The sequence below is a fragment of the Paracoccus sp. MA genome (genome assembly GCF_020990385.1).
Taxonomy (GTDB): Bacteria; Pseudomonadota; Alphaproteobacteria; order Rhodobacterales; family Rhodobacteraceae; genus Paracoccus.
The window spans coordinates 141,447-168,385 of the sequence record NZ_CP087597.1 but is presented as its reverse complement, the minus strand read 5'-3'; the positions used below and the strand labels follow the sequence as shown (position 1 = coordinate 168,385).

The following is a 26,939-nucleotide window of genomic DNA, read 5'->3' as shown; positions in this document are numbered from 1 at the left end:
TGAACCGTCGCGCGGGGCCGGCAACGGCCTCGCCCGTTTCCCGCACCCTACGGCACGGAGAAATCGCATGGCTTTCCTGGACCTGGTCAACCTGACCAAGACATACGGCACCTTCACCGCCGTCGATTCGCTCAGCTTCAGCGTCGAGCGCGGCAGTTTCGTGTCGCTGCTGGGCCCCTCGGGCTGCGGCAAGACCACCACCCTGCAGATGATCGCGGGCTTCGAGGAGGTCAGCTCGGGTCGCATCCTGCTGAACGGCCGCGACCTGGCCGCCGTGCCCGCGCGGCAGCGGGGGCTGGGCATCGTCTTTCAGACCTATGCGCTGTTCATGCACATGACGGTGGCCGAGAATGTCGCCTTCGGGCTCGAGATGCGCAAGGTCGACCGGGCCGAGCGCAAGCGCCGCGTGGCCGAGGCGCTGGACCTGGTGCATTTGTCGCATCTGGCCGACCGCTATCCGCGCGCCATGTCCGGCGGCCAGCGCCAGCGCGTGGCCCTGGCCCGGGCACTGGTGATCCAACCCGAACTGCTGCTGCTGGACGAGCCGCTGTCGAACCTGGACGCCAAGCTGCGCGAAGAGATGCAGCTGGAACTGCGCCGCATCCAGCGCGAGGCCGGCGTCACCACGCTGCTGGTCACGCATGACCAGTCCGAGGCCATGGCGCTGAGCGATCAGGTCATCGTCATGGAGCGCGGCCGGCTGCAACAGGCCGCCGCCCCCTTCGATGCCTACGAGGCGCCGCAGACCTCTTTCGTCTCGGGCTTTCTGGGCAAAAGCAACAGCCTGCGCGGGCGCCTGTTCGGCAAGGGCCCCGAGGGCTCGGCGCTGGACCTGGGCGGGCTGCGCCTGCAGGGCCCCGCGGCCGATCTGCCGCCGGGCGAGGTGGAACTGGCGCTGCGCCCGGAACGCATCGAACTGGTGGCCGAGGGCGAGGGGCTGGTCTCGGGCACCGTCTCGGAACAAGTGTTCCTGGGCGATCAGTGGCTGTTGAAGGTGGAAACGCCGCTGGGGCCGCTGCTGATCCTGCGCCGCAATACCGGCCGCCCCGAGGCGGCCCCGGGCGAGACCGTGCACCTGTCATGGCAGCGCGACCATCTGCGCATCCTGCCGGTCGAGGGCGCGGCATGACCATGGCATCCACCGAAACCCTGCGCGAGACCGCGCGCCCCGCGCTGCCGCCCGCCGCGCGCAAATGGCTGCTGTCGGCGCCGATGCTGCTGCTTTTCGCGCTGATGCTGCTGGTGCCGCTGCTGATGACGCTGGTGCTCAGCTTCAACAGTTTCGACTTCTACGAGGGCATCGGCGGCGATCTGAGCCTGGCGAACTATGCCGAGGTGCTGGGCGACGGCTATTTCTACGAGATCTTCGGCCGCACCTTCGGCATCGCGCTGGCCACGACGCTGATCTGCGCCGCCATCGGTGTGCCGCTGGCCTGGTTCCTGAACCGGATGACGCCGTTCTGGCGCTCGGTCATGGTGCTGGTGGTGCTGGGTCCGCTGCTGATCTCGGTCGTGGTGCGCACGCTGGGCTGGGCGATCATCTTGGGCAACAAGGGCGTGCTGAACGGCGCGCTGATGGATCTTGGCCTGATCGAGCGGCCGATCCGGCTGATGTACAGCTCGGGCGGGATCGTGCTGGCGCTGGTCCATGTCATGCTGCCCTATATGGTGCTGGCGGTCTGGGCGGCGCTGCAGCGCGCCGATGCCTCGGCCGAGGCGGCGGCGGAATCGCTGGGCGCACGGCCCTGGACGGTGTTTCGCCGTGTGGTGCTGCCGCAGGCGATGCCGGGTGTGCTGTCGGGGTCGCTGATCGTCTTCGCGCTTTCGGCCTCGGCCTTCGCGACGCCCGCGATCATCGGCGGGCGCCGGGTCAAGGTCGCCGCCACCGCCGTGCATGACGAGTTCATGAACACGCTGAACTGGCCGCTTGGCGCCGCCATCGCGATGATCCTGCTGGTGGCGATCATGGCGGTGATGCTGATCTGGACTCGGCTGGTCGAGGCCCGCGTCGGAAAGGAATACGCATGAGACGCAACGGGATCTTCGCCAAGGCCTTCTGCGCACTGTTCGCGCTGTTCATGCTGGCCCCGATCCTCGTCGTGATCGGCGTGTCCTTCACGCCCACGGGCTATCTGGAATTTCCGCCCAGCGGCCTGTCGCTGCGCTGGTTCCGGGCCATCCTCGACAATCCCGACTTCATCGCCGCGGCCTGGATCAGCCTGAAGCTGGCGCTGATCGCGGCGACGCTGGCCACGGTGCTGGCGGTGCCGGCGGCGCTGGCCATCGGTCGCGGCAGCTTCCGGGGTCGCGAGGCGCTGCAGGCGCTGTTCATGTCGCCGCTCATGGTGCCGACGGTGGTGCTGGGCATCGCCTTCCTGCGCTTCCTGACGCTGGTGGGCATCAGCGGCACCTTCACTGGCATGATGCTGTGCCATGTGGTGATCGTCACGCCCTTCATCCTGCGGCTGGTGCTGGCCTCGGTGGTGGGACTGGACGCCGCGACCGAGCGGGCGGCCGTCGCCATGGGCGCATCCGACTGGACGGTGTTTCGCCGCATCACCCTACCCACCATCCTGCCGGGCATCGTCGGCGGCTGGGTGCTGGCCTTCATCACCAGCTTCGACGAACTGACGGTGACGGTGTTCATCGCCAGCCCCTCGACCACGACGCTGCCGGTGCGGATGTTCTCGCATATCGCGCAGACCACGGACCCGCTGGTCGCCTCGGTCTCGACGGTGGCGATCCTGTTCACGGTGGCCCTGATGCTGGCGGTGGACCGGCTTTACGGGCTCGACAAACTCCTGATCGGAGAAGGCAAGACATGACTTCCAACGAACGCGCCGCCGACACGCTGGTGGTCGGTGGCGGATTGGTCGGCGCAGCGCTGGCCTACGGCCTCGCGCGCGAGGGCGAGCGGGTGACCGTCCTGGACGAAGGCGACGTGGCGCTGCGCGCCAGCCGGGGCAATTTCGGGCTGGTCTGGGTGCAGTCCAAGGGCGACGGCCTGCACGACTATGCCCGCTGGACCCGGCATTCCGCGGATCTCTGGCCGGAATTCGCCGGGTTGCTGGAGCAGGACAGCGGCATCTCGCCCGATTACGAAAAGCCCGGCGGCGTGCATTTCATGCTGTCGGAATCCGAGCTGGAGGCCAAGCGCGCCCAGATCGCCCGCATGCACAACGTGAACGGCGCCGCAGGCTACGGGGCCGAGATCATCGACCGCCAGCAGCTCGACGCCATGCTGCCGGGGCTGGGGCCGGACGTGATCGGCGCCAGCTGGTCGCCGCATGACGGCCATGCCAGCCCGCTGCGGCTGCTGCGCGGGCTGCACGCCGCCATCGCCGCGCGGGGCGGGCGCTATGTGCCGGATGCGCGTGCGGATCAGGTCGGGCGCGACGGCCAGGGGTTCTTTGCCCGCACCGCCAAGGGGACATACCGCGCCGGCAAGATCGTGCTGGCCGCCGGGCATGGTAATACCGCACTGGCGCCGGCGCTGGGGATGACCATCCCGCTGCGCGCGGAAAAGGGCCAGATCCTGGTGACCGAGCGCGCGGCGCCGCTGCTGCCGATGCCGACCCATGTGCTGCGCCAGACCGCCGAGGGCACGGTGATGATGGGCGACAGCCACGAGGATACCGGCTATTCCACCGACAGCGTCAGTTCGGTGATCCGCGACATCGCCCGCCATGCCGTGCGCTGCTTTCCCGCCATCGCCCAGCTGCGGGTGGTGCGCAGCTGGGGCGCGGTGCGGGTGCTCAGCCTGGACGGCTTTCCGATCTACCAGGAATCCCCGGGCTTTCCCGGCGCCTTTTCCATCAACTGCCATTCCGGCGTCACGCTGGCCGGCGCTCATGCGCTGGCCCTGGCGCCGATGATCGCGCGCGGCCGGCTGGACGCACAGGTCGAACGCTTCACCGCAAGGAGATTTGGACATGCCACGGCGCATTGACCCCGAAGGGGCGACGCTCAGCTTCACCTTCGAAGGCCGCCGGATCGAGGCGCGGGCCGGCGACAGCGTCGCCGCGGCCCTGACGGCGGCCGGCATCCGCGACCTGCGCGACAGCGCGGTCTCGGGCCAGCCGCGCGGCATCTTCTGCATGATGGGCGCCTGTTTCGACTGCCTGGTGGAAATCGACGGCCAGCCGAACCGGCAGGCCTGCATGGTCCCCGTGACCGAAGGCTTGACTGTGCGCCGCCAGCGCGGCGCGGCAGAGGTGCATCCATGACCCAGCAGACCATCCCCTTCGCCGATCTTGTCGTTATCGGCGCCGGCCCCGCCGGCATGGCCGCCGCGACCGAGGCCGCCAAAGCCGGCCTTTCCGTCACCCTGCTGGACGAGGCCCCGGCCCCCGGCGGCCAGATCTATCGCGGCATCGAGACCGCCGGCCCGCGCCGCCTGCAGATCCTGGGCCCCGACTATGCCGAGGGCCGCAGCCTTGCCGACAGCTTCCGCGCCTCGGGTGCGACCTACCTGCCCGGCGCGCTGGTCTGGAACATCGGCACCGACCGGGTAATCGACTATTCGCACCAGGGCGTCTCGCACCAGTTGCGCGCCGGGGCCATCGTCGCCGCCACCGGCGCGCTGGAACGGCCCATGCCGATCCCCGGCTGGACCCTGCCCGGCGTCACCACGGTCGGCGCCCTGCAGATCCTGCTGAAGGGCTCGGGCGTGGTGGCCGAGGATGCGGTTTTGGTCGGCTCGGGCCCGCTCTTGTGGCTCTTGGCGGCGCAGATGGTCGATGCCGGCTGCCCGCCGCGCGCGGTGGTCGAGAACCTGCCGCGCGGGCGGACGCGGGCGGCGCTGCCGCATCTGCTGCGGGCGTTGCGGGCGCGCTCCTACCTGGCCAAGGGGCTGGCGCTGATGCGCAAGGTCAAGGCGGCGGGCGTGCCGATCCACCGCCATGCCACCGGCCTTGCCGTCGAGGGTGCGGATGCCGCCCGGGCGCTGGTCTTTGCCGTCGGCGGCCGCGCGCAGCGGATCGAGACGACCAGCATAGCGCTGCATCAGGGCGTGGTGCCGAACCAGCAGGTCACCCGGCTGATGCGCGCCGATCACCTCTGGGACGCCGGCCAGCACTGTTTCCGCCCGGTGCTGGACGCCAGCGGCCAGACCTCGGTCCCCGGACTTTACGTCGCGGGCGACGGCGCGGGCATCGGCGGCGCCAGGGCCGCCGCCCTGCAGGGCCGACTGGTGGCGCTGTCCATCACCGGCGGCGATCCCGCCCGCATCGTGCGGCTGCGGGCGGCGCTGGCGCGCGACGCCGCGATCCGGCCGTTCCTGGAGGCGCTCTACGCCCCTGCCCCCGAGGTGCTTGCTCCCGCCGACGACACCATCATCTGCCGCTGCGAGGAGGTCACGGCCGGCACGATCCGCGCCACCGTCGATCTCGGCGCCCCCGGCCCCAACCAGGTGAAATCCATGCTGCGCACCGGCATGGGTCCGTGTCAGGGCCGGGTCTGCGGCCTTGCCGTCGCCGGCATCATCGCCGCGCGCAAGGGCGAGGACCCGCAGGTCACCGATTATTACCGCATCCGGCCGCCGCTAAAGCCGATCCCGTTGGCCGAACTGGCCGGCTTCGCCCCCGGAATCGCCGCGGAATGACGGCGGCGCTGCATTCCGGCCGCTCGGCCGACCTGCTGGTGGTCGGCGGCGGCATCCATGGCTGCTCGGCGGCGCTGCATGCGGCGCTGCGCGGCATGTCGGTGATCGTGCTGGAAAAGGACAGCGTCGGCCGCCATGCCTCGGGCGTGAACGCCGGCGGGGTGCGGCGGCTGGGCCGGCATTATGCCGAGGTGCCGATCTCGCAGCATTCCATGCAGATCTGGTATGGCATCGCCGATTTCCTGGACGACGATTGCGGCTTCCAGATCGCGCCGCAGATCAAGGTGGCGGAAACCGAGGCCGAGCTGGCCAGCCTTGCCGCCCGCGCCGCCGACCTGCGCGCCATGGGCTTCGACCACGAGGTGATGCTGGACCAGGCCGAGCTGCGTCGCCTGCTGCCCGCCGTCGCCGATCACGCCCTGGGCGGGCTGGCGGCGCTGCGCGACGGCTTCGCCCAGCCCTACAAGACCACCTTCGCCTTTCAGCGCAAGGCGGCCGCATTGGGCGTGCGCTTCCATGAAGGCTGCCCCGCCACCGCCGTCCGCCGCGACGCCGGCTGGATCGTGACGACGCCCCAGGGCGATTTCCGTGCCCCGCGCCTGTTGAACGCCGCGGGCGCCTGGGGCGGGCGGCTGGCGGGGATACTGGGCGAGCCGGCCCCGGTCGAGGCCATCGCGCCGATGATGCTGGTCACCAACCGCCTGCCGCATTTCTGCGACGCGGTGGTGGGCGCGACCGGACGGCCCCTGTCCTTCAAGCAGATGCCGAACGGCACCGTGGTCATCGGCGGCGGCAGGCGCGGCCGCGCCGATGCGGCCTCGAACATGTCCGAGATCCTGTTTCCCGAACTGCGCCTGACGGCGCAGACCGCCGCCGAGCTGTTCCCGGTCATGCGCGGCGCCCAGATCATCCGCAGCTGGTCCGGGGTCGAGGCGCGCATGCCCGACGACATCCCGGTCATCGGCGCCTCGGCCCGCCACGAGGGGCTGTTCCACGCCTTCGGCTTTTCCGCCCACGGCTTCCAGATGGGCCCGGGCGTGGGCGAGATCATGGCCGGGCTGATCGCCACCGGCGGCACGAATGCGCCCCTGGCGCCCTTCTCGATCGCGCGCTTCGCCGCGTGATCACAACCTTCCCAACGAAAGGAAACCCGATGATCCAGCGCCATTTCCCGACCCGGATCAACCACCGCATCGTAGAGGCCGGCGGCATCCTGCACTTCGGCGGGCTGATCGCCGACGACCTGGCCCAGGACATGAAGGGCCAGACCGCCCAGATCTGCGCCAAGATCGACAAGCTGCTGGCCGAGGTCGGCTCGAGCAAGGAAAAGCTGGTCACGGCGATGCTCTACATCACCGATTTCGACCAGAAGGAGGGCATGAATGAGGCTTGGCTGGAATGGCTGCCCGCCGGGCATCTGCCGACCCGCGCCACCATCGGCGTAGCCGAACTGGGCAAGGGCGTGCTGATCGAGATCGTCGTCTCGGCCGTGCGCTGATCCTGGGGCTGGTCGGGCACCGTCCCGGCCAGCCGATCAACAAGGCGTTTCAAGAAAGCTGCCTGTGACGGCGGGCAGCTCTCCCCGATGAAAAGCGTCTCGGCAGCGGATCAAGGACCTGCACGATCTGGGAGACCCGCTTGTCGTCCCTTTGCTGCGGCTTGTTCGCCTCCTGTCAAGCCGGCCGCGCTTGCGACGAACCCGGGAAGGACTAACCTTGCAGCAGGGCGGGCAGGCTACCGCTGGCCAGAACCGCGCGCGCCAGATCCAGCATCGGGGGCAGCGGGTAGGTGTCCGAATTGCCGCGCGCCCTGCGGATATGGGATACCGCGCTGTCGAGTGTCGGGAACGTCCCGGGCGCGCGCAGATGCAGGTATATCGCCAGCACGATGACCGATCGCGACCGCCCGCCCCGGCAATTCACCAGCACATGCCCAGCGCGATGGGCGGGATAGTTCGGCTTGCCGGGGCTGGTCTGCGTGACCAACCCTTCCAGCGCCAGCACGGCGGCGGCGAGGTGGGCGGGCGTATTGCCCGCCCCGTCGATCAGGCCCACCTTGGCGCGGCGCATATGGGTGCCGTCGGACAGTTGCAGGGGCGCGACGTCGATGTTCAACGACACATTCAGCGAAGAGGTGATGCCTGCGGCCAGCAGCGCGGCGCCGTCGCTGGCGCCGGTCAGGTTGCCGACATAAAGGCGGCAGATCCGGCCCTGGGGCAGGACCAGGTCATGGACCGGGACAAGGATCGTGGTGTCGTTCTCGGCCCGCTCGCGGGTGGTTTCCTTGATCAGCATGGATTGGGCTTTCTTTTGTCGGGGGGCAGATCCGGTCCGGTCGCCAGATCGGGGCCAGGGCCAGCGCAAGCTCAGGGGCATCGTCCAACGCCCCGAAGGCGGGAACCAGATGCCTCGCGCCGGTGATTTCGGCCAGCCAGATCTGGTCGCGGGCACGGGGATGCACGTTCCAGGGATGCCGGCTGGCGCGACCCTCGGCGATCAGCCCCGCCGCCGCACTGCCGGGGGCGACATGACCGGTGAAGATGAAGCGCCAGCCTCGCGGATCGGCAATTAGGCATGACACCAGATCGCCGAGTCGCTCGGTATCTGCGGCAATGATCACATCGCCCTCGCGAGCCTCCGACGGGGTGGTGACGCTGCGCAGATCGGGCAACGCCCCCTGCAGCTCGGCCCGGACCTGCGGGCAGACAACCGGCGACAGGCCAAGGGCGGACAGTCGCAGCGCCATATCCGCGCCGCGCCCGAGGATAGGGACCGGCAGCACCGTGCCGGGGACGATGCTGTCCGCCAGCGCCGGCCCCTGCTCGGCCAACGCCTGATCGCGGTCGCCATAGGAAAGATCGGTGATCACCAGATCTGCCCGGGGCGGGGGATCGAAGGGCAGAAGCCCGGATTCCCGGCTCCAGTCGCCCATGTAAAGCGCGCCGCCCTCCTGCGACAGATGCAGCCAGATGCCGCCCATAGCATGTCCGCTGCGCCCGACCAAGACAGGCAGGCCCAGCAATTGCGCAGGGCCTTGCAGCGGCAGGGCGCGGCAGGCTTCGGGCGGCAGATGCCGGCCCAGCAGTGGCAGGGCGTCGAAGGTGGCTCGGCTGGCAAAGACCGGCGGACAGCCCAGCCGCGGCCACAGGTCGATGGCCCCGACATGGTCGATATGCGCATGGGACAGGAAGATCGCATCGACCCGTCCGATGCCGTCCATATCCGGGCGCTGGCCCGGTGTCGGCCCCTCGCCCAGGTCCAGCAGGATGCGCCGCCCGGCGATCTCCAGCAGGAAGGCCGCCGGGGATTTGCCGCCCAACCCGCTGAATGCCGTCAGAACTGCCATGGCAACACGCCTTTCGGCAGAAAGCGCGACAGCGCCGTCGACAGCAGCATCAGCGCCAGCACGCCCAGGATCATCAGGCACCCAACGGCGGCGGCAAGGGTCGAGGCCCCGCCTTCCTCGAGGAAGATGATCATCGGCCCGATGGTGCGGGTGCCCGAGGAGATCAGCAGGATCGAGGTCTGGATCTCGTTGATCGCGGTCATGAAGACGATTACAGCGGCGGCGACGGCGGTCGGGGCGATCAGCGGCCAGATCACGTCGCGCATCCGGCGCAGGAAGCCCGCGCCCGCGACCCGGGCGGCCTCTTCCAGCGCGCGGTCGATCTGGGCATAGCCCGACAGCACCGGGCGCAGCGCCAGCGCAAAGAAGCCCGCGACATAGGCCGCCAGGATGATCCAGGGCGTGCCATAGATCGAAACCCCGATCCCCGGCAACGGCCGCAGGAACAGCAGGATCATCGCGACGCCCAGGGTGATGCCGGGCAGGGTATAGGCGGCCTCGGAACCGAATTGGAGCAGCCGCACCAAGGGCCCGCGCCGCCATGTCAGAAAATAGCCCAGGAAAACCGAGGCCAGCATCAGGAAGCCCACGGTGACCAGCGTCAGCCACAGCGAGGTGACGAAGGCATCGCGCAGCGACACTTGCTGGAACAGCGCCGAGACGTAGTTCTTCAGCGTCATCGTCTCCGCTGTCAGCGGCAGGCCGTAGGCGGTAACCAGCGAAGTCTGGAGCAGCGCCGACAGCGGCAGCAGCAGCGAAACGATGAGATAGCCCCAGAGCAGCGCCGCGACCACGGCCCCGGCCCGGCCCAGCGGAAGCATCAGCGGGCGGCTGCCCAGATCGACGCGGGTATCGCTGCGATCGCCCGCGCGCGCGGCCAGCAGCACGCCCGCCACGGTCAGGGCGGTCAGCACCAAGGACAACGCCGCCATGTTCGGCAGGGCGCCTGGCCCCAGCCCATTGATCTGCTGATAGATCTGGGTGATCAGCGTCGGCACGCGTGCGGGAATGCCCAGCATGGCCTGAATGCCGAAATTCCCGATGGCCGAGACGAAGGCGAGGCTGGCCGCCGCCACCATGCCGCCGCGTGCCAAAGGCAGGATCACGGTCAGCAGCACCCGGCCCGGACCGGCGCCGGCGGCGCGTGCCGCCTCGGCCAGATCCAGCGGAATGCGGCGCAGGCTGGCCTGCATCGCAAGATAGACCAGCGGTGCGTTGTAGATGCCCAGAAGCAGGATGATCCCGGTTTTGGAATACAAGGGATGCCGCGTGCCCGCCTCCATCGACAGGCCGAGGAAGCCCAGCACCGGGCTGGAAGGCGAGAAGGCCTGGATCCAGGCCATGGCCGTCACCTGCGGGGGGATCATCAGGAGCAGCACGAAGGCAAAGACCAGCGCCGATTTGCCGCTCAGGTCGGTCTGCACCATGATCACCGCGAAGATCGTGCCGACCAGCACGGAAACAAGGGTCGAGGCCAGCGAAATATGGATGGTGTTCCAGATCGCCGCCCCGGTCTGCGGGCGCGAGAACAGCTTTGCCAGCCGCTCGATCGCCAGACCGCCATCATCGAAAAGGGCCGCCTGCGCCAGCCGCAACATCGGCGCGACGGAAACCGACAGGATCAGCACGGCCAGCAGGGCCAGAACGATCCTTTCGGAGGAAAGCCGGAAAAGGGGCGCGCGCGGCGCCCCTGCGCTGTTCGGGATGGAGGTCATCCCGATCAGCCGCCGAAGATTTCGGTGAACCTGGCGCGCGCCTCGACATCCTCGGCCACCGCACGGTCGGCATCCAGCGGCATCAGCTTGATCTCGGACAGCGCGGGCATCCCCTCGGGCGACGCGACCTTGGGATCGACCGGCATGTAGCCCTGTTCGGCCGCCAGTTTCTGGCCCTCTTCCGACAGCACGAAGCTGACGAAGGTCCGGGCCGCTTCCACCTGATCGGTGCCGGCGAGGATCGCCACCGGCTCGGTGAAGAAGGTGGCGCCTTCGGCCGGATAGACGAATTCCACCGGCGAGCCTGCCCTTTTGGCGCGCAGCACATCGGCATCGATGTTGACGCCATACTTCACCTGGCCCCCGGCCACGGCCTTGAGCACCGGGCCATTGCCGCCCTCGGGCACCACGCCAAGCGCGTTCAGACGCTCGTAATAGTCCCAGCCCTGGGCGGCGTCCTGCAGCAGCGAATGCATGTGGACCAGCGCCGCGCCGGAATAAAGCGGGCTCGGGGCGACGATCTGGCCTGCATTGGCGTCCTGGAACAGATCGGCCCAGCCCGTGACGGGCGCGGCGATCCGGGTGTTGTAGACGATGCCGGTAGACGAGATCTTGGTGCCGAAGAAGGTCTTGTCGGCATCATACATCAGCGGGTCGATACCTTCGAGCGGCGCTTCGGGCCAGGCCAGCAGCAGGCCCTGGCTTTTCAGCGTGCCCAGATTGATGCTGTCGGCAACCAGCAGCACGTCGGCCTTGATGCCGCCGGCTTCCTGCTCGGCGGTCAGGATGTTCATCAGCTGCGAGGTGCCGTTGCGCATCCATTCCACGGTGATGTCGGGATGCCTGGCCATGAAGGCATCGACGGTCTGCTGCGCGATTTCCGGCGATTGCGAGGTGTAGAGCGTCAGCGTGGTCTGCGCCGACACCGCGGTCGCGGACAGCATCAGGGCAAGGGTGGTGACAGTCAGGCGCATTGGAATTGCTCCGTAAGATGCGAAGAGGAGGAGGAAGGGATCGGCGCCGCACCGGGAGCGGAGGTGCCGGGAAGCGGGATGGCCCAGAGGTCGCGGAACGCCAGGTCAAGGCGCGCGCCCGGTTCGGGCGGCGTGGCCGTGTCGGGCAGCACCATGGGCAGCCGGAGGGACGGATCCGTCTCGGGGCGCAGCTCATAGGACCAGCTGCCGCCGCGATAGGTGCGGGCGGTGACACGGGCGGGGATGCCGGCCTCGCCCGGATGGACGGGCTGGATATCGGCGGGATGGGTCGAGGCCATGGCCAATTGCCGGGCGGTTTCCCCGGCATGGCAGCGCAGCCGGACGCGCGTTCCCAGAAGATCGGCCATGGCAAGCCCGTTCCCCATGGGGCGCAGGCCCTCGACCGGCAGCACCAGCCCGCCCCCGATGAAACCGGCCACCGTGGCGTCGGCAGGTTCGCGATACAATAGCCGGGGGCTGGCGCATTGCAGCAGGCGGCCCTTGTCCATCACCGCGATGCGGTCGGCCAGGGCCATCGCCTCGGATTGGTCATGGGTGATATAGACCAGCGTCGCCCCGCTTTCGCGGTGGAAGCGGTGGAACTCGTCTTCCATCGTGGCGCGCAGATGCACATCCAGGTTGGCCAGCGGCTCATCCAGCAGCACCAGATCCGAACCGGCGGCCAGGCAGCGGGCCAGCGCGACCCGCTGGCGTTGCCCGCCCGACAGATCAGCCGGGCGACGGCCGGCAAAGGGCGCCAGGTTGACGGTGTCCAGCGCCCGGGCCACCCTGGCCTCGCGTTCGGCCCGGGGCAGGCGCGCCACCTTCAGCGCATAGCCGACATTTTCCGCCACCGACATATGCGGCCACAGCGCGTAGTTCTGGAACACGATGCCGATGCCGCGCCCTTCGGGCGGCACCATGACATTTCCACCCGCCACCTGCCGGTCGCCCAGGGTGATCGTGCCTTCATCGGGGCGGTCAAAGCCTGCAACCAGCCGCAGCAGCGTGGTCTTGCCGCAGCCCGAGGGGCCAAGCACGGCCACGAATTCGCCCACCGCGATGTCGAGGTCGATACCCGACAGAACCCTGGTCTCGCCATAGCTCTTGCCGATGTTCGACAGCCGCAAACCCGTCATGCCGCGCTGTCCCTTTCCTGTCATTTCCGGCGCGACTGATGCAGCGGCGGCATGACATGAGCGTGGCCGTTCTGTAAAATCTTGATGAACCTTGCGGTTCGGATGCACGATGCTGGCGCATTCAGCCAGCCACTGCCTTGCCGACGCTGGGGAGAAGATCGAATGGTCTCATACGTTGCACTGCTGCGCGCCGTGAATGTCGGCGGAACAGGCAAGCTGCCGATGACGGAGTTGAAGGCGATGTGCGCCGCCGAGGGTTTCGGCAAGGTCCGCACCTATATCGCCAGCGGCAATGTCGTATTCTCGTCCGACCGGCCCGCGTTGGAGGTCAAGCGGGCGCTTGAGAAACGTCTGGAAGACCATGCCGGCAAGCCGGTCGGCGTCATCCTGCGCACCGCGAAAGAAATGGCGGACGTTCTCAACGCGAACCCGTTTCCTGACGCCCCGCCCAGCGGGACTGTCGCCATATTTCTGGACAGCCCGCCACCCGCCGACACGCTCGAAACGATGAAGCACCGGAAGGACGAAGAGGTTCGGCTGGGCAAGCGGGAAATCTATGTGGCTTATGGCGCGGCGGGCATGGGCCGCTCGAAGCTGGCGATTCCCGCAGCCGCGGATGGCACCGCTCGCAACATGAATACCATCGCAAAACTCGCCGAGCTCGCGGCCTCGATATGAGATGCCCGGACCAGCCGCCAACGACGGAACAGGCTCGGGCCTGATCGAGAAGATCGTGGCAACGCCGGTGCCGACCAAGGGCAAGCGGATGGCGCTCGATCTGACGCTTCACGGTAACCGTCCGGCCTGACCGCTACCCGTTCCATCGCCAGGGCAGCAGGTCGTCGACCTTGGTGATCCTGTAGTCTGGGATGCGGGCGATGGTGTCGGCGAGCCAGGCGTGGGGATCGATTGCGTTGAGCTTGGCGGTTTCGATCAGCGTGTAGGCGATGGCAGCTGTCTTGCCGCCCGCTTCTGATCCGAAGAAGAGGTAGTTCTTCCGCCCGAGGGCTATGGCGCGCATTGCGCGTTCGGCGGCGTTGTTGTCGAGCTCGAGGATGCCGTGATCAAGGTAGGGGGCAGGCGCTCCATGCGAGTTAGCGCATAGCGGATGGCGGCCGCGAGTGGGGATTTACCCGAGATCGTGGTGAGCTGCATGGCCAGCCAGACCTCGAGATCGTCGAAGACCGGGGCGGCATGGGCGCGGCGGAGTTGCGCGCGAGGGTCAGGCGGCGAGCCTCGGGCCTCCTTCTCGACGGCGTAGAGCTGGGCGATCCGGGCGATGGCCTCTTCGGCGATGGGGGACGCCTGCGACCGGTGGATGTCGACGAACTTGCGCCGGACATGAGCCATGCAGGCAACTTCGCGGATGGCTCCGGAGCGATAGAGGTCCTCGAACCCGGCATAGCCATCGGCATGCATCCAGCCGCGGAACCGGGCGAGGTGATCCTTGGGGTGCTGGCCCTTCCGGTCGCCGGAGAACCGATACCATGCCGCTGGTGGAGCATCCCCGCCCCAGGGGCGCTCGTCACGGGCATAGGTCCAGAGCCGCGCGGTCTGGGTCTTGCCGGTGCCCGGCGCCAGCATCTGAACGGGCGTGTCATCCACGAAGATCGCTTCGGCCGACAGGACATGGCGCCCGATGGCCTCGGACAGCGGTTCCAGCAGGGCGGTGGTCTTGCCGACCCAGTCCGCCAGAGTAGAGCGGTCGAGGTCGATACCTTCGCGCTCGAAGATCTGGCTCTGGCGATAGAGGGGAAGATGGTCGGCATATTTACTGGCCAGGACATGGGCCAGCAGGCCAGGCCCGGGACGGCCGCGCTCGATGGGGCGCGTCGGCAGCGGGGCCTGGACGAACCGTTCGCAGCAGGCGCAGGTCAGCCGGGGCCGCACGATCCGGTTCACGATGAAGCGTCCCGGCACATACTCCAGCTCTTCGGTCACATCCTCGCCGATCCGGCGCAGCCGCCCGCCGCAATCGGCGCAGGCCTCGGCGCCCGGGGTCAGTTCCACTTCCATCCGCGGGATGTGATCCGGGATCGGCCGGCGCTTGGGGCGGTCCTTCTCCTCGATGTCCGGCAGCTTCATCCGCGCCGTCATCGCGGCAGCGGCGATCTCGCTGGTCTCGAGCGCCAGTTGCAGCTGCTCGGCCGTCTCCGACGAGGCTCCGAACCGCTGCGCCCGGTGCCCGGCCAACTGGTGGCGCAGCTTCTCGATCAGGATCGCCTGCGCCTTCACCTCGGCCAGAAGCCGCGCGGTGAAGCTGCGAAGCTCCTCGGGGTCGTCCGGCAGGGTCAGGGTGTGATCGAGCATGGGAGAAGTCTATCTCACGGGATTCCTTGTGGGAATCCTGCGATTGCATGCCCCTTGGATTAGCCTGCCGCCAAGGGCCTCCAGGTCCGCTCCGGCGCGCGCCAGTCGATCCCTTCCAGGAGCATCGACAGCTGCGCCGGCGTCAGCGCCACCTTCCGGAGCGGCTGGAGCGCGAATGCAAAAGGCCTCCCGGAGGAGGCTTAAGTAGCTGTAATATAAGGAATTTCTTGGTTGCGGGGGCAGGATTTGAACCTGCGGCCTTCAGGTTATGAGTCGTGTCGAACGAACCATGAACAATCACTCGGAACCGCGAGTTCTTGCGCAATTTCCGACACTTGCCGATCCCGGAGCCGAGGCTCCGCTTCGCACGATCTGTCGGGATTGCGCAGCGTTTTTCGGCCTCGTGCTTCCATAATGCTTCCAACGGGCCGGAACCTGATTTTCCGGTAGCACGACCATCAGGCGGCGGTGAGCGACCAGAAGCCGAACTTCCTGCCGTGTTCCTCCTTCAACCGGGCGACATAGGCGTCGTGCGTCTCGAACGCACCGAAGTCCGGGATGTCGCCCGCGAGCCGCGCGCAGCTGGCGAGGTGCTCGGCGGCATAGCGATACCGCTTCGCCCGGGATCTGGAGAGCGTGAAGTCGATCATCGCGCGGAGCACCAGCGTCGCGGCCAGCGGATGACGCTCTGACAGGGCCACCGCTGCGGGGGCGAGATACTCGTAGTGATCCCCGTCGATCTCGTCGTGTCGGGCCACCAGGAGGTCGGCGGCGCGATCCAGCGCCGGCCAGTCGAGGAAGAACTGCAGGGCGTGGAGAAGGCTCGGATAGGCCATGGCGTGCGCCATCGCGCGCTCTTCGGCTTCGATGTCGTCGAAGTCGGGAAGCCGCTTGAGATAGGCCCGCAGGTAGCTGTCGGAGAGCGTGCGCTCGAAGCAGTCCCACCGGAACGACTGCGCCTCCTCGCCGCGACCCAGCGCCTCCAGCGTCTGCAGGCGAATGTCCTGCCAGGCCAGAGGAACCCGCAGCCCGTCGCCGAGCTCCGCGCGCTCGAGGAACCCCAGCGCCTCGCCTGCCCTGCCGTCCGCGAGCAAGCGCTGCGCGATCTCCGCCGCGATCTGCGGCACCTTGCGCGTCTTCGGATCGTACTGGGCGATGAAGCCGTCGACGTCTCCCTGCGCGTCGGCGATGTCCTTGAGCGCCATGGCGACCGTGCTGGTACGCTCACGCGCCCGCATCTCGTGCTCGTAGGTGGTGCCGCCCGTGCCCCAGCCCACCGCTTTCCATTGGTCTTTCGGCAGAACCGGCACAGGTGAGCGACCGAGTTCTTCGGCCATCGATTTCAGGGCCGCCAGCCCCGCGTCGCCGAGCGCCGGCGCCATGATGCCGATCAGTCCGTCATACTGGCCATAGCCGTTGTCCTGCAGCGCATCGAGAACAGTGCCGGCGAGCGCCTGCGGGTCCGGCCGGACCTTCGCCGCGAGCTGACCCAGATCGGCGCAGGCCTCGTGGAAGATGCCGATGACGGTGCCGCTGGAGTCGTCGCAGCGTTCGAACACCGGTGTGGCCAGCGCCATGAACCGCCACATGAGCGCCACTGCCTCATCCGGATCGGCGGGCGCGATCTGCTCGACGATGGCGCGCCGCTGGGTTTCGAGATCCGTGACGAGCGCCTTGCGGTTCTTCCAGGTGATGAAGCTGCGGGCCCGGGCGATGCTGGTCAGCCGCTTGGTGATCTCCCGCGCCGCCTCCCTCGGGCTCTGGGCGCCCGCCAGTGCGAGCCGGAGCTTGCGCTTGGCGGCTGCGTTGCCGGTGCTGACCTCGATCAGCAATTGCGCCAGGCGCTCTGCGCCCAGCGCTTCGAGGTTCTTCGCATTGAGGGTGGTCTTGGACGCCATCGGATCGCCAGATTCTTTTCGCTGAGCCTATCAGCGGTCCGCGGGGGCCGGAACCTGCGTTCTGATTCGCTGGGCTCGTCGATATCCCGCATCGGCGCGCTGTAACGCATTGCGCGGAAATGCGAGCCACTTCCTTTTCCTTCGCAATTTCAATGTGTTCGTTGACTGTCGCCCTGGCTTCAGCACTGTGGAACGGCGAAAGAACCACCGAAGAGTGCCATGCCCAGGATCACCAAACGCCTCGTCGACGCCGCAGAAGCCCGCTCCGCCGAATACTTCGTCTGGGACAGCGAGATCCCTGGCTTCGGGCTGCGCGTACTGCCGAGCGGGCGCAAGGGCTACGTGGTTCAATATCGCGCTGGACGCCGGTCCCGGCGGATCAGCCTCGGGCCCAGCACCGTCCTCACCTGCGAGCAGGCCCGCAACCGCGCCATCTCCATCGTCGCCGCCGCGCGCAATGGCGCGGACCCCGCTGCCGAACGCGACGCGGGGCGCAAGGCGATCACGGTGAAGGAGCTGGCGGAGCGGTTCGACAAGGAGCACATCGCGATCCGCGTGAAGGCGAGCACGGCCAAGGAGTATCGCCGGAACCTCGAACGCTTCATTCTGCCCGCGCTCGGGCAGCTGACGGTCACCGGCATCACCCGGGCGGACGTGGCGAAGTTCCACCACGACCTCCGCCACATCCCCTATCAGGCGAACCGTTGCCTCGAAGTGGTCTCGAAGATGTTCAGCCTCGCCGAGATGTGGGGCCTGCGTCCGGACGGCACCAACCCGCGAAAGCACATCCGGAAGTACCCCGAGGAGAAGCGCGAGCGGTTCCTCAGCGCGGCGGAACTGCGCCGGATCGGCGAGGTGCTGCGCGAGATGGAGGCGGAGAGGATCGAACTGCCCTCGGCCATTCTCGCCGCCCGCCTGCTGATCCTGACTGGCTGTCGACTGAACGAGATCATGACGCTGAAATGGTCATACGTCGATCTGGCCGAGCGCGTCCTGCGCCTTCCGGATTCCAAGTCCGGCGCCAAGGTCGTCCATCTCGGCCAGCCCGCCGTCGACCTGCTCCGCGACGCCCAGCGCATCGAGGGCAACCCTTGGGTCATCGCCGGCACCCTGCCCGGCAAGCGTCTGAGCGATCTCCAACCCTTCTGGCAGCGCGTCCGCGCCCGCGCCGGCGTGAAGGACGTCCGCATCCACGACCTGCGCCACACCTTCGCGTCGACCGCTGTCGCCTCGGGTCAGGGCCTGCCGATGATCGGGAAGCTCCTTGGTCACACGCAGGTCCAGACCACGGCGCGCTACGCTCACCTCGCGGCCGAGCCGGTGCGGATGGCTGCCGATGCGGTGGCACAGAACCTCAGGCAATCCCTGGGATAATCGCGCCCCGCCACGTCCCTTTTCGATTGATCGCGTAGTTCCGCGCGGCTACCCTTCGAGAAAGCCCAGAAATTGGGCGCGCACAGTTCGCGTGCGCGCAGGGCTGGGCGGGAGCGCAATGTGGACAGGGACAAGGCTGAACTACGCTGGGGGATCGAGCAGCGGCTCGAGTTCATCGAGTTCCGCCTGTTCTGGGAGGGGCACGTCAACCGCATCGACGTGATGCAGCAGTTCGGCGTTTCGGTGAACCAGGCATCCTCGGACCTGAATCGCTACATCGCGCTGGCGCCGGACAACATGGTCTACGACAAGAGCGCGCGCACCTATGTCCGTGGCCCGGACTTCAACTGCAAGTTCCGCCCGCCAGACGCAGCGCATTACCTCGCCCAGCTCCGCCTGGTTGCCGACGATGTGCTGGAGCGCGACGACTGCTGGATCCCTGACCTGCCACCCTATGCATCCGCCCCGACGCCTGTGCGCGGCGTCGATCCGGTGACGCTCCGTTTGGTCGTCGGCGCCATCCGCCGGTCCGAGGCGATCGAGGTGAAGTACCAGTCCCTGTCGAGCCCGGAGCCGCGCTGGCGCTGGATCGCGCCGCACGCCATCGCGTTCGACGGGTTCCGCTGGCACACGCGGGCGTTCTGTCTGACCGACGAGTGCTTCAAGGACTTCCTGCTCTCACGGATCCTCGGCATCCGCGGATCGCGGGAGAGTGAAACGTCGGCCGAACAAGATCGCGACTGGCATTCCGTGGTCACCCTGGAGGTCGGACCCCATCCAGAACTTTCGGAGACGCAGGCCAAGGTCATCGCGCTCGACTACGGGATGCGTAGCGGCAAGGCCAAGATCAAGGTCCGACGAGCGCTCCTCTACTACGCGCTGAGACGGCTCGGGCTCGATACCGACCCGAGCGCCCGCCGCCCTCAGGATCAGCAGATCGTCCTGCTCAATCGCGATTTGGTTCTCGAGGGGGCAGCATGACGATAGCAGACTCCCTCAACGCATTGGCGGCTTGTCTCCCAACTGTTCGGACACGAATCCTGAGCTATCGGGATCGCCGTGTTCGCCTGACCGAGTCCGATACGATACGCGTGTTGATCCTTCCCGTCCTCGAAGCGCTCGGATGGGATCTTCAGGACGTCGAAGAGGTCAGAAGCGAATACCGCCACACGGCTGCTGACAATCCTGTCGACTATGCCCTTTTCCTCCACAGCACTCCGGCGCTCTTCGTTGAGGCCAAGGCGCTCGGGGTCAGCCTGGATGACCGCAAGCCGCTCCTGCAGACCCTGAACTATGCCAACGCCGCCGGTGTGGACTGGTGCGTGCTCACCAATGGCGCGGCCTGGAGGATCTACAAGGTCCACGCACCGGTCGAAGCGGAAGAGAAACTGTTCCTGACGGTCCTGCTCGACGACCCGTCTGCCGCGATCGAAGACATCGCCGCTACGCTCTCGCTCCTGTCCCGCGGCCGGATGCAGGCGCGCGCGATCGACGCGCTTTGGACGGAGTGGCGGGTGGACCGGCAGGTCGAGGCGGTCCTCGACGCAATTACGGAAGACGACGCGTTTGTCCGTCTGGTCGCCAAACGGGCCGCTGGCCTAACCGCAGGCGAAGTCCGCGCCTCGCTGCGGCGATCAGGGCTGCGGAGCTTCTATCCGCGGGTAGAGGCTTTCATGGCCAAGCTCGACGGGCTTTCCGAGACGTCGACCACGACCGATAGAATCAAGCTCGCCGAAGCGTCGCTTGAGGAAGTGCCACCCGCGCCAGCCAAGTCGGGCCGAGCGCGGCTGATGAAGACACGCGAAATGGTCGACGAGGGGCTTCTGCCGGTTGGCACCATCCTCACGATAAAGGACCGACCAGATAGCGCCGCTACCGTGGTGGACGGGAAGCGTGTCGAGTTTCGCGGCGAGCTGATGAGCTTCAACGAGTGGGGCTGCAAAGCGACCGGCTGGACAGCGATCCAGATCTACAAGTGGGCGGTGCTGCCGGACGGGCGGCTCCTTGAGGCGCTGCGTGCGCCCGAAACCGATCCCAACAATAACAAGGAAGGCTAATGAGCACGAACACCGCCCTCGCCGATTTCATCTGGAAAAACGCGGACGACCTCTGGGGGAATTTCAAGCACGTCGATTTCGGCAAGGTCATTCTGCCCTTCACCCTCCTGCGCCGCCTGGAATGCGTTCTGGAGCCGACTCGGGATCAGGTGCGCGATACCGTCAAGAAGATGAAAGACAGCGGGATAGACCTCGACGTCATCCTGCGCACCCAGACCGGCTACCCGTTCTACAACACCTCGAACTACGACCTGCGCAGCCTCGGTGCGACCCGCACCCGTCAGAACCTCGAGGACTACATCGCCTCCTTCTCTGACAACGCGCGCGTGATCTTCGAACAGTTCGACTTCGCGAACACGCTCGCCCGGATGGACAAGGCCGGGGTCCTCTACAAGATCTGCCAGAACTTCGCCGCCATCGATCTTCACCCGGACGCGGTTCCGGAGCGGGTGATGTCCAACGTCTACGAACACCTGATCCGGCGCTTCGGCGCCGAGGTGAACGAGGCGGCCGAAGACTTCATGACCCCGCGCGACGTGGTGCATCTGGCCATCGAGCTGCTGCTCGACCCGGACGACCAGATGTTCATCGACAACCCCGGCCTGATCCGGACCCTCTATGACCCCACCTGCGGCACCGGTGGCTTCCTGTCGGATGGGATGGAACATGTGAACGCCCTACGCGACCGCTACTCGGTCGCTCCGGTCATCGTTCCCTACGGCCAGGAGCTGGAACCGGAAACCCACGCGGTCTGTCTCGCCTCGATGCTGCTCAAGACCGTCGAGTCCGATCCGGGCCGCGACCTGTCGAAGAACATCAAGCTCGGCAGCACCCTGTCAGACGACAAGCTCGCGAACGAGCGGTTCCATTACTGCGTCTCGAATCCGCCCTTCGGCAAGAAATGGGAGATGGACCAGGCCGCCGTGGTCCGGGAGCATCAGGAGAAGGGGTTCGAGGGCCGGTTCGGCCCGAAGCTGCCGCGCGTCAGCGACGGGTCGATGCTCTTCCTCCTCCACCTCCTCAGCAAGCTGGAGGCGCCGGAGCGCGGCGGCGGGCGGGCGGCCATCGTCCTGTCCGGCTCGCCCCTCTTCAACGGGAACGCGGGGCAAGGGGAATCCGAGATCCGGCGCTACCTGCTGGAGGAGGACGTGGTCGAGGCGATCATCGCGCTGCCGACCGAGATCTTCTTCCGCACCGGGATCGGCACCTACATCTGGCTTCTGTCCAACAACAAGCCGGCCGCCCGGAAAGGCAAGGTCCAGCTGATCGACGCGACCGCGCTGTTCGAGCCCATGCGCAAGAGCGAAGGCAACAAGCGCCGCCGTGTCGGGGATGACCAGATCCGCCAGATCGTCCAGATGTATTCCGACTTCGCCGAGACGAAGGAAAGCCGCCTCTTCGACAGCCGCGATTTCGGCTATCGCCGGGTGAAGGTCCTGCGCCCGCTGCGCAAGAAGATCGTGATCTCGCCCGAGGGGCTGGCCGCGCTTGCGGACGAAACCGCCTGGGGCAAGCTGTCCCCCACAGAACAGGCCGCCTGGACCGGGCTGTTTCAGGCGGACATGGGCGAGGCGCACGGCTGGCACCGGTTCGAGGCCTTGGTCAAGAACGCGGCCAAGCGCGACGCTGGGCTGGGCCGCGTGAACGCCGCCCTGATCAAGGCGTTCCAGAAGGCGTTCGGGGTGCGCGACCCGGACCTTGACCCGGTTCTGGACAAATCCGGCGCGGTGATCCCCGATGACGACCTGACGGATTTCGAGAACATCCCCTTGGGTACCGACATCCGGGACTACATGGCGCAGGAGGTGCTGCCCCATGCGCCCGACGCCTATGTGGATGAGGCGTTCCGCGACGAATACGACGGTCAGGTGGGTGTCGTGGGGTATGAGATCAACTTCAACCGCTACTTCTATGAATACCAGCCGCCCCGCGATCTGGAGGAGATCGACGCCGAGCTGAAGGCGGTCGAAGCGGAAATCGCGGCGGTGCTCGCGGAGGTGACGGACTGATGTACTGGCCCGACACGCAGACCGAGTTGAAACCGCTCAAAAGCGTGACTCGACTTAACCCTGAAAGCTTATCTGAAACGACTAATCCTGATTTTCGTTTTGATTACATAGATATCGGAAGTGTTGTTTATGGAAAGGGCATCACGACAAAGCAGTCGGTCACCTTTTCGGATGCGCCAAGCCGCGCTCGGAAACTGGTCCGGGAAAACGATCTAATTATTTCGACCGTGCGGACCTATCTACGAGCTATCGCGCGGATTGGCCGGGAGGACGACAAAAACATCGCTTCGACCGGCTTCGCGGTTTGCCGTCCTGTTTCAGGCGTCGACCCGACCTTCCTTTTTTATGCGGTTCACTCACAGCCTTTCATCGAAGAGGTTGTCGCGCGCTCAACCGGGATAAGTTATCCGGCGATCAACCCTTCAACACTGGGAGACATCAAGCTTCCAGTACCTTCAGAGGAGGATCAGGTCGCCATCGCCCGCTACCTCGAACGCGAAACCGGCCTGATTGACGGCCTGATCGAGAAGAAGACCCGGTTCATCGCGCTGCTGAAGGAAAAGCGGGCGGCCGTGATCACCCATGCGGTCACCAAGGGTTTTGACCCGGATGCGCCGACCAAAGACTCGGGAGAAGCTTGGATCGGTGAAATACCTGTGCACTGGGAGGTCAAGCCTCTGCGTGCTTTTTTCAATTTCCGAAATGAGAAGAATGACCCCGTAAAAACAGAGAACATTCTTTCCCTGTCCATCGCTCATGGCGTCACTCCATACACGGAAGAGGGCCGCGGCGGAAATAAGAGCAAGGACGACCTGACTGCATACAAGATCGCGCACGAGGGGGATATCGTCCTAAACAGTATGAACGTGATCGTTGGCGCAGTGGGGCGATCAAAATACTATGGTGCGATCAGCCCCGTATACTATTCGCTCTATCCGAAAAACGATGACGTATATGTTCCATTCTTCGAGAAAATATTCATGAACAGTGGATTCCAGAAGGGGCTACTTCGCTTTGGCAAGGGTATCCTGATGAAAATCAGCGGTACGGGCCAGATGAATACCATCCGAATGAAGATTTCCCAAGACGATCTAAGAACTGTTCGCTTTCCTGTCCCTCCGCACGAAGAGCAAGTGGAGATTGCGCGTCAGATTGAGCACGAAGTGTCTCGCATCGACGGCCTGATCGCCCTGACCGAGCGCAGCATCGACCTTCTCCGCGAGAAGCGTTCCGCCCTGATCACCGCCGCCGTCACCGGCAAGATCGACGTGAGGCGTGCTGCATGAGCGACCTGCATCACGAGAAGCACCTCGAGGCCCATATCGTTGGCAAGCTCGCCGCGGCTGGCTGGCTGGTCGGCGCCTCCGACGCCTATGACGCGGACCGCGCCATGTATCCGGAGGACCTGGAAGCCTGGCTGCGCGCCACCCAGCCCCAGAAATGGGACCGGCTTCATTCGATGAACGGCGACAAGACCCTGAAGGTCGTCATGGACCGGCTGGAGACCGCGCTGGAGAAACAGGGGATGGTGCAGACCCTGCGCCGGGGCTTCTCCATCGCTGGCGCGGGGCATCTGGACTTGTCCGAGGCCGCGCCCGAGGATCAGCGCAACGAGAAGGTCCTGCACCGCTACGCGTCGAACCGGCTGCGGGTGGTGCCTCAGCTGAAGTATCACCCGGGCCGCGAGCTCGCCATCGACCTCGGCCTGTTCCTGAACGGCCTGCCGTTGGCGACGGTCGAGCTGAAGACGGATTTCACCCAGTCGGTGGAGCACGCGAAAGCCCAGTACCGGCGCGACCGCTTGCCCGTGGACCCGGTCACGAAACGCAAGCACCCGCTCCTGACGCAGCATCGTGGCGCGGTGGTCCATTTCGCGATGTCCGACAGCGAGATCTGGATGACCACGAAGCTCGCGGGCGAGGACACCTTCTTCCTGCCCTTCAACAAGGGCGACAGCGGCCGCGCGCGAAACCCGGCACGGGCCGACGGGGAATACCCCGTCGCCTATTTCTGGGAGGAGATCTGCCAGCCCGACGCGTTCCTGCGGATCTTCCACAGCTTCGTCTATGTCGAGAAGAAGAACGTGGTCGACCTGAAGGGAAACTGGTCGGTCAAGGAGACCCTGATCTTCCCCCGGTTCCACCAGTTCGACGCGGTCAACAAGATGATCGCCGACGCCAAGGAAAAGGGGCCCGGGCACCCCTACCTTTGCGAGCACAGCGCGGGCTCAGGCAAGACCTCGACAATCGCCTGGACGGCGCATGACCTGGTGAAGCTGCGCCGGGACGACGGGACGCCGATCTTCGACACGGTGATCATCGTGACGGACCGGAACGTCCTGGACGGTCAGTTGCAGGACGCGGTCCAACAGATCGACCACCAGAAAGGGCTGATCGCCGCGATCGACCGGGAGACCTCGTCGAAGTCGAAGAGCGACCAGCTGAGCGAGGCGATGCTGAAGGGCACCCCGATCATCGTGGTGACGATCCAGACCTTCCCCTTCGCCATGGAGGCGATCCTGACGGAGACGTCCCTGCGGGACCGGAACTTCGCGGTGATCATCGACGAGGCGCACAACTCGCAGACCGGAAACACCGCGTCGAAGCTTCAGGCGACGCTGGCCCTGTCGGCCCGGAAGGACGCAGAGGAGATGACGGTCGAAGATATCCTGCTGGAAATCCAGCGGGCCCGGAAGCGCCCGTCGAACGTCTCCCATTTCGCCTTCACCGCGACCCCGAAGCACTCGACCATGATGCTTTTCGGGCGCCCGGCAGATCCGACCAAGCCTGCATCGGACGACAACCTGCCGGTCTCGTTCCACAAGTACGAGATGCGCCAGGCGATCGAGGAGGGATTTATTCTGGACGTTCTGCGCGGCTATGTTCCCTACAAGACCGCCTTCAACCTTGGACAGGAGATCGTCGAGGAGAAGCGGGTCGACGGGAAGGCCGCCAAGCGGGCGCTGGCGAAATGGATGACGCTCCACCCGACCAACGTCACCCAGAAAGTCCGCTTCATCATCGAGCACTTCTCGAAGAACGTGGCCCACCTTTTGGACGGGAAGGCCAAGGCGATGGTGGTCACCAGCTCCCGGGCCTCTGCGGTCCGGTACAAGCGAGCCTTCGACGCCTTCATCGCAGCGAACCCGGAATACGGACACATCCGAACCCTTGTAGCCTTCTCCGGCAAGCTGACCGGGCGCGAGGTGATGCACCCGAACGACGATCTGCTCTACGGGGACGCTTTCGTCGTCGAGGAGGACGCCGAGTTCACTGAGGCGAACATGAACCCGGAGGCAGGCGGCAAGGATCTGCGCCACGTCTTCGACCGGCCAGAATACCGGGTCATGCTGGTAGCAAACAAATTCCAGACCGGCTTCGACCAGCCCAAGCTGGTCGCAATGTACGTGGACAAGAAGATCGCGAATGCGGTGGAGATCGTCCAGACCTTCTCGCGCCTGAACCGGACCTTCCCGGGCAAGGATCAGACCTTCATCATCGATTTCGTGAATGATCCCGACGTGGTGCGGGCCGCCTTCGCCCAGTACGACCGGGGCGCGCGGATCGAAGAAGTTCAGGACCTCAACGTCATCTACGACCTGAAGGAGTTTCTCGACGATCAGGGTATCTACGACGGCACCCATATTCTCGACTTCCAGCGCGCCCGTTTCCGGACCGCTGCGTCTGCTGCGACCGGGAACGACGACGAGGCGGCGCACAAGGCAATGTACGCCGCGACGCAGGAGCCGACGGATGCTTACAACCGGCGCTTGTCCGAGCTGCGGGAGCGTGCGGCCGCGGCGGAGGATGCTTGGCAGCGCGCGAAGAGCGCCGGGAACGACGATGGGATGAAGCGTGCCGACCACGAACGCGAGCAGGTCGAAACAGCGATCGTTTCCCTTACCGACTTCAAGTCTGGCTTGTCCCGGTTCGGACGGCTCTACGCCTACATCGCCCAGCTGGTAGACCTCGGGGACCCAGAACTGGAGACTTTTGCCGCTTTCTCAAAGCTGTTGGCAAACCGGCTCGACGGAGTGCCTGCAGCCGAGATCGACCTGCACGGCATCGCGCTGACCGGCTACGACATCGAAGAGCGGGAACCGACAAGTGAAGGCGAAGACCAGGAGCCGCCCACTCTCGACCCAGTGAAGGGCGGTGGTGGCGGCTCACGACCCGGCGCTCTGCCCGTGTATATGCAGGAGCTAATTGAGCGGCTGAACAGCCTATTCGGCGAGGCGACCCCGCTTGAGGACCAGGTGGCCTTCGTTAACCAGGTCGCGGCGATCACCCGCGAGAACCCGGTCGTGATGGCCCAGATCAACAAGAACAGTAAAGATCAGGCGATGAAGGGGAACCTGCCCGGCGCCGTCCAAGCAGCCGTGGTTCGAGCAATGTCCTCGCATAATTCACTTGCGACACTGCTGCTGAGCAAAGACAGGCAAGCCCTGCCGATCCTCGAGGGGGTGATCTACGAGATCCTGAAACGGGGTGAAGCGCTCAGCCTGAATGAGTAAGTG

The 26,939-nt window shown here is 66.2% G+C and carries 22 protein-coding genes and 2 pseudogenes; 16 read left to right on the top strand and 8 right to left on the bottom strand.

Annotated features, from left to right (window positions below):
* The first annotated feature begins 67 nt into the window (after positions 1-67).
* The 8 genes from LOS78_RS00815 to LOS78_RS00780 are packed head-to-tail and all read left to right on the top strand — an operon-like array spanning position 68 to position 7,100.
* The gene (locus tag LOS78_RS00815; protein WP_028714533.1) at positions 68-1,129 is read left to right on the top strand and encodes an ABC transporter ATP-binding protein; all 1,062 of its coding nucleotides are present in this window, start codon (positions 68-70) and stop codon (positions 1,127-1,129) included.
* Positions 1,126-2,028, top strand: a complete 903-nt coding sequence (locus LOS78_RS00810) for an ABC transporter permease (protein WP_230376462.1) — start codon at positions 1,126-1,128, stop codon at positions 2,026-2,028. The genes LOS78_RS00815 and LOS78_RS00810 overlap by 4 nt, the downstream gene beginning before the upstream one ends.
* Positions 2,025-2,825, top strand: coding sequence for an ABC transporter permease (locus tag LOS78_RS00805; protein ID WP_028714535.1), 801 nt, complete (start codon positions 2,025-2,027; stop codon positions 2,823-2,825). The genes LOS78_RS00810 and LOS78_RS00805 overlap by 4 nt, the downstream gene beginning before the upstream one ends.
* Positions 2,822-3,949 carry an FAD-binding oxidoreductase gene (locus tag LOS78_RS00800; protein WP_028714536.1) on the top strand — a complete coding sequence of 376 codons (1,128 nt, stop codon included), beginning with the start codon at positions 2,822-2,824 and terminating at the stop codon, positions 3,947-3,949. The genes LOS78_RS00805 and LOS78_RS00800 overlap by 4 nt, the downstream gene beginning before the upstream one ends.
* Positions 3,933-4,226 carry a (2Fe-2S)-binding protein gene (locus tag LOS78_RS00795; RefSeq protein WP_028714537.1) on the top strand — a complete coding sequence of 98 codons (294 nt, stop codon included), beginning with the start codon at positions 3,933-3,935 and terminating at the stop codon, positions 4,224-4,226. The genes LOS78_RS00800 and LOS78_RS00795 overlap by 17 nt, the downstream gene beginning before the upstream one ends.
* Positions 4,223-5,602: an NAD(P)/FAD-dependent oxidoreductase gene (locus tag LOS78_RS00790; RefSeq protein WP_230376461.1), complete on the top strand. Its 1,380-nt coding sequence runs from the start codon at positions 4,223-4,225 to the stop codon at positions 5,600-5,602. Before LOS78_RS00795 ends, LOS78_RS00790 begins: the two co-directional genes overlap by 4 nt.
* Entirely contained in the window at positions 5,599-6,726 is a 1,128-nt protein-coding gene (locus tag LOS78_RS00785; RefSeq protein ID WP_028714539.1) for an FAD-binding oxidoreductase, read from the top strand. The genes LOS78_RS00790 and LOS78_RS00785 overlap by 4 nt, the downstream gene beginning before the upstream one ends.
* Positions 6,727-6,755: 29 nt before the next feature.
* The gene (locus LOS78_RS00780; protein ID WP_028714540.1) at positions 6,756-7,100 is read left to right on the top strand and encodes a RidA family protein; all 345 of its coding nucleotides are present in this window, start codon (positions 6,756-6,758) and stop codon (positions 7,098-7,100) included.
* A gap of 211 nt (positions 7,101-7,311) precedes the next feature.
* Here LOS78_RS00780 and LOS78_RS00775 read toward each other — a convergent pair whose 3' ends face one another.
* Genes LOS78_RS00775 through LOS78_RS00755 form a run of 5 tightly spaced genes read right to left on the bottom strand, consistent with a single transcriptional unit; the run spans position 7,312 to position 12,775 of the window.
* Positions 7,312-7,896 carry a protein phosphatase gene (locus tag LOS78_RS00775; RefSeq protein WP_028714541.1) on the bottom strand — a complete coding sequence of 195 codons (585 nt, stop codon included), beginning with the start codon at positions 7,894-7,896 and terminating at the stop codon, positions 7,312-7,314.
* Positions 7,829-8,947 (bottom strand): MBL fold metallo-hydrolase, encoded by a 1,119-nt coding sequence (locus tag LOS78_RS00770; RefSeq protein ID WP_230376460.1) that lies wholly within the window; start codon positions 8,945-8,947, stop codon positions 7,829-7,831. The genes LOS78_RS00775 and LOS78_RS00770 overlap by 68 nt, the downstream gene beginning before the upstream one ends.
* On the bottom strand, positions 8,935-10,662 hold the full coding sequence (locus tag LOS78_RS00765; RefSeq protein ID WP_028714543.1) for an iron ABC transporter permease: 1,728 nt from the start codon (positions 10,660-10,662) through the stop codon (positions 8,935-8,937). The genes LOS78_RS00770 and LOS78_RS00765 overlap by 13 nt, the downstream gene beginning before the upstream one ends.
* Before the next feature lie 5 nt (positions 10,663-10,667).
* Positions 10,668-11,636, bottom strand: a complete 969-nt coding sequence (locus tag LOS78_RS00760) for an ABC transporter substrate-binding protein (RefSeq protein WP_028714544.1) — start codon at positions 11,634-11,636, stop codon at positions 10,668-10,670.
* Positions 11,627-12,775: an ABC transporter ATP-binding protein gene (locus LOS78_RS00755; RefSeq protein ID WP_230376459.1), complete on the bottom strand. Its 1,149-nt coding sequence runs from the start codon at positions 12,773-12,775 to the stop codon at positions 11,627-11,629. Before LOS78_RS00755 ends, LOS78_RS00760 begins: the two co-directional genes overlap by 10 nt.
* 162 nt (positions 12,776-12,937) lie before the next feature.
* On the opposite strand from LOS78_RS00755, the gene LOS78_RS00750 reads away from it, so the two are divergent.
* Together LOS78_RS00750 and LOS78_RS21990 are read left to right on the top strand one after the other, a co-directional pair.
* Positions 12,938-13,453 carry a DUF1697 domain-containing protein gene (locus tag LOS78_RS00750; protein WP_230376458.1) on the top strand — a complete coding sequence of 172 codons (516 nt, stop codon included), beginning with the start codon at positions 12,938-12,940 and terminating at the stop codon, positions 13,451-13,453.
* Position 13,454: 1 nt separating this feature from the next.
* Complete coding sequence (locus LOS78_RS21990) at positions 13,455-13,583, top strand: hypothetical protein (protein ID WP_256380873.1); 129 nt, start codon at positions 13,455-13,457, stop codon at positions 13,581-13,583.
* A gap of 3 nt (positions 13,584-13,586) precedes the next feature.
* On the opposite strand, the pseudogene LOS78_RS00745 reads toward LOS78_RS21990, so the two are convergent.
* The 3 genes and pseudogenes from LOS78_RS00745 to LOS78_RS00735 form a co-directional block, all read right to left on the bottom strand.
* A pseudogene (locus LOS78_RS00745) lies at positions 13,587-15,085 on the bottom strand (IS66 family transposase).
* Between the two features lie 59 nt (positions 15,086-15,144).
* Positions 15,145-15,240: pseudogene (locus LOS78_RS00740) on the bottom strand (IS66 family insertion sequence element accessory protein TnpB); the annotation flags it as partial.
* A gap of 303 nt (positions 15,241-15,543) precedes the next feature.
* Positions 15,544-16,983, bottom strand: a complete 1,440-nt coding sequence (locus tag LOS78_RS00735; RefSeq protein ID WP_230376457.1) for a DUF6880 family protein — start codon at positions 16,981-16,983, stop codon at positions 15,544-15,546.
* Positions 16,984-17,202: 219 nt separating this feature from the next.
* Here LOS78_RS00735 and LOS78_RS00730 point away from each other — a divergent pair, with 219 nt between their 5' ends.
* The 6 genes from LOS78_RS00730 (at position 17,203) to LOS78_RS00705 (ending at position 26,936) form a co-directional block, all read left to right on the top strand.
* Positions 17,203-18,357, top strand: a complete 1,155-nt coding sequence (locus LOS78_RS00730; protein WP_230376456.1) for a site-specific integrase — start codon at positions 17,203-17,205, stop codon at positions 18,355-18,357.
* Positions 18,358-18,477: 120 nt separating this feature from the next.
* Complete coding sequence (locus LOS78_RS00725) at positions 18,478-19,338, top strand: WYL domain-containing protein (RefSeq protein WP_230376455.1); 861 nt, start codon at positions 18,478-18,480, stop codon at positions 19,336-19,338.
* Positions 19,335-20,414, top strand: coding sequence for a type I restriction enzyme HsdR N-terminal domain-containing protein (locus tag LOS78_RS00720; RefSeq protein ID WP_230376454.1), 1,080 nt, complete (start codon positions 19,335-19,337; stop codon positions 20,412-20,414). Before LOS78_RS00725 ends, LOS78_RS00720 begins: the two co-directional genes overlap by 4 nt.
* A complete protein-coding gene (locus tag LOS78_RS00715; RefSeq protein WP_230376453.1) occupies positions 20,414-22,423 on the top strand; it encodes a class I SAM-dependent DNA methyltransferase in 2,010 nt (669 codons plus the stop codon). Before LOS78_RS00720 ends, LOS78_RS00715 begins: the two co-directional genes overlap by 1 nt.
* On the top strand, positions 22,423-23,709 hold the full coding sequence (locus tag LOS78_RS00710) for a restriction endonuclease subunit S (protein WP_230376452.1): 1,287 nt from the start codon (positions 22,423-22,425) through the stop codon (positions 23,707-23,709). Before LOS78_RS00715 ends, LOS78_RS00710 begins: the two co-directional genes overlap by 1 nt.
* Complete coding sequence (locus tag LOS78_RS00705; protein WP_230376451.1) at positions 23,706-26,936, top strand: type I restriction endonuclease subunit R; 3,231 nt, start codon at positions 23,706-23,708, stop codon at positions 26,934-26,936. Before LOS78_RS00710 ends, LOS78_RS00705 begins: the two co-directional genes overlap by 4 nt.
* Positions 26,937-26,939: the final 3 nt, after the last annotated feature.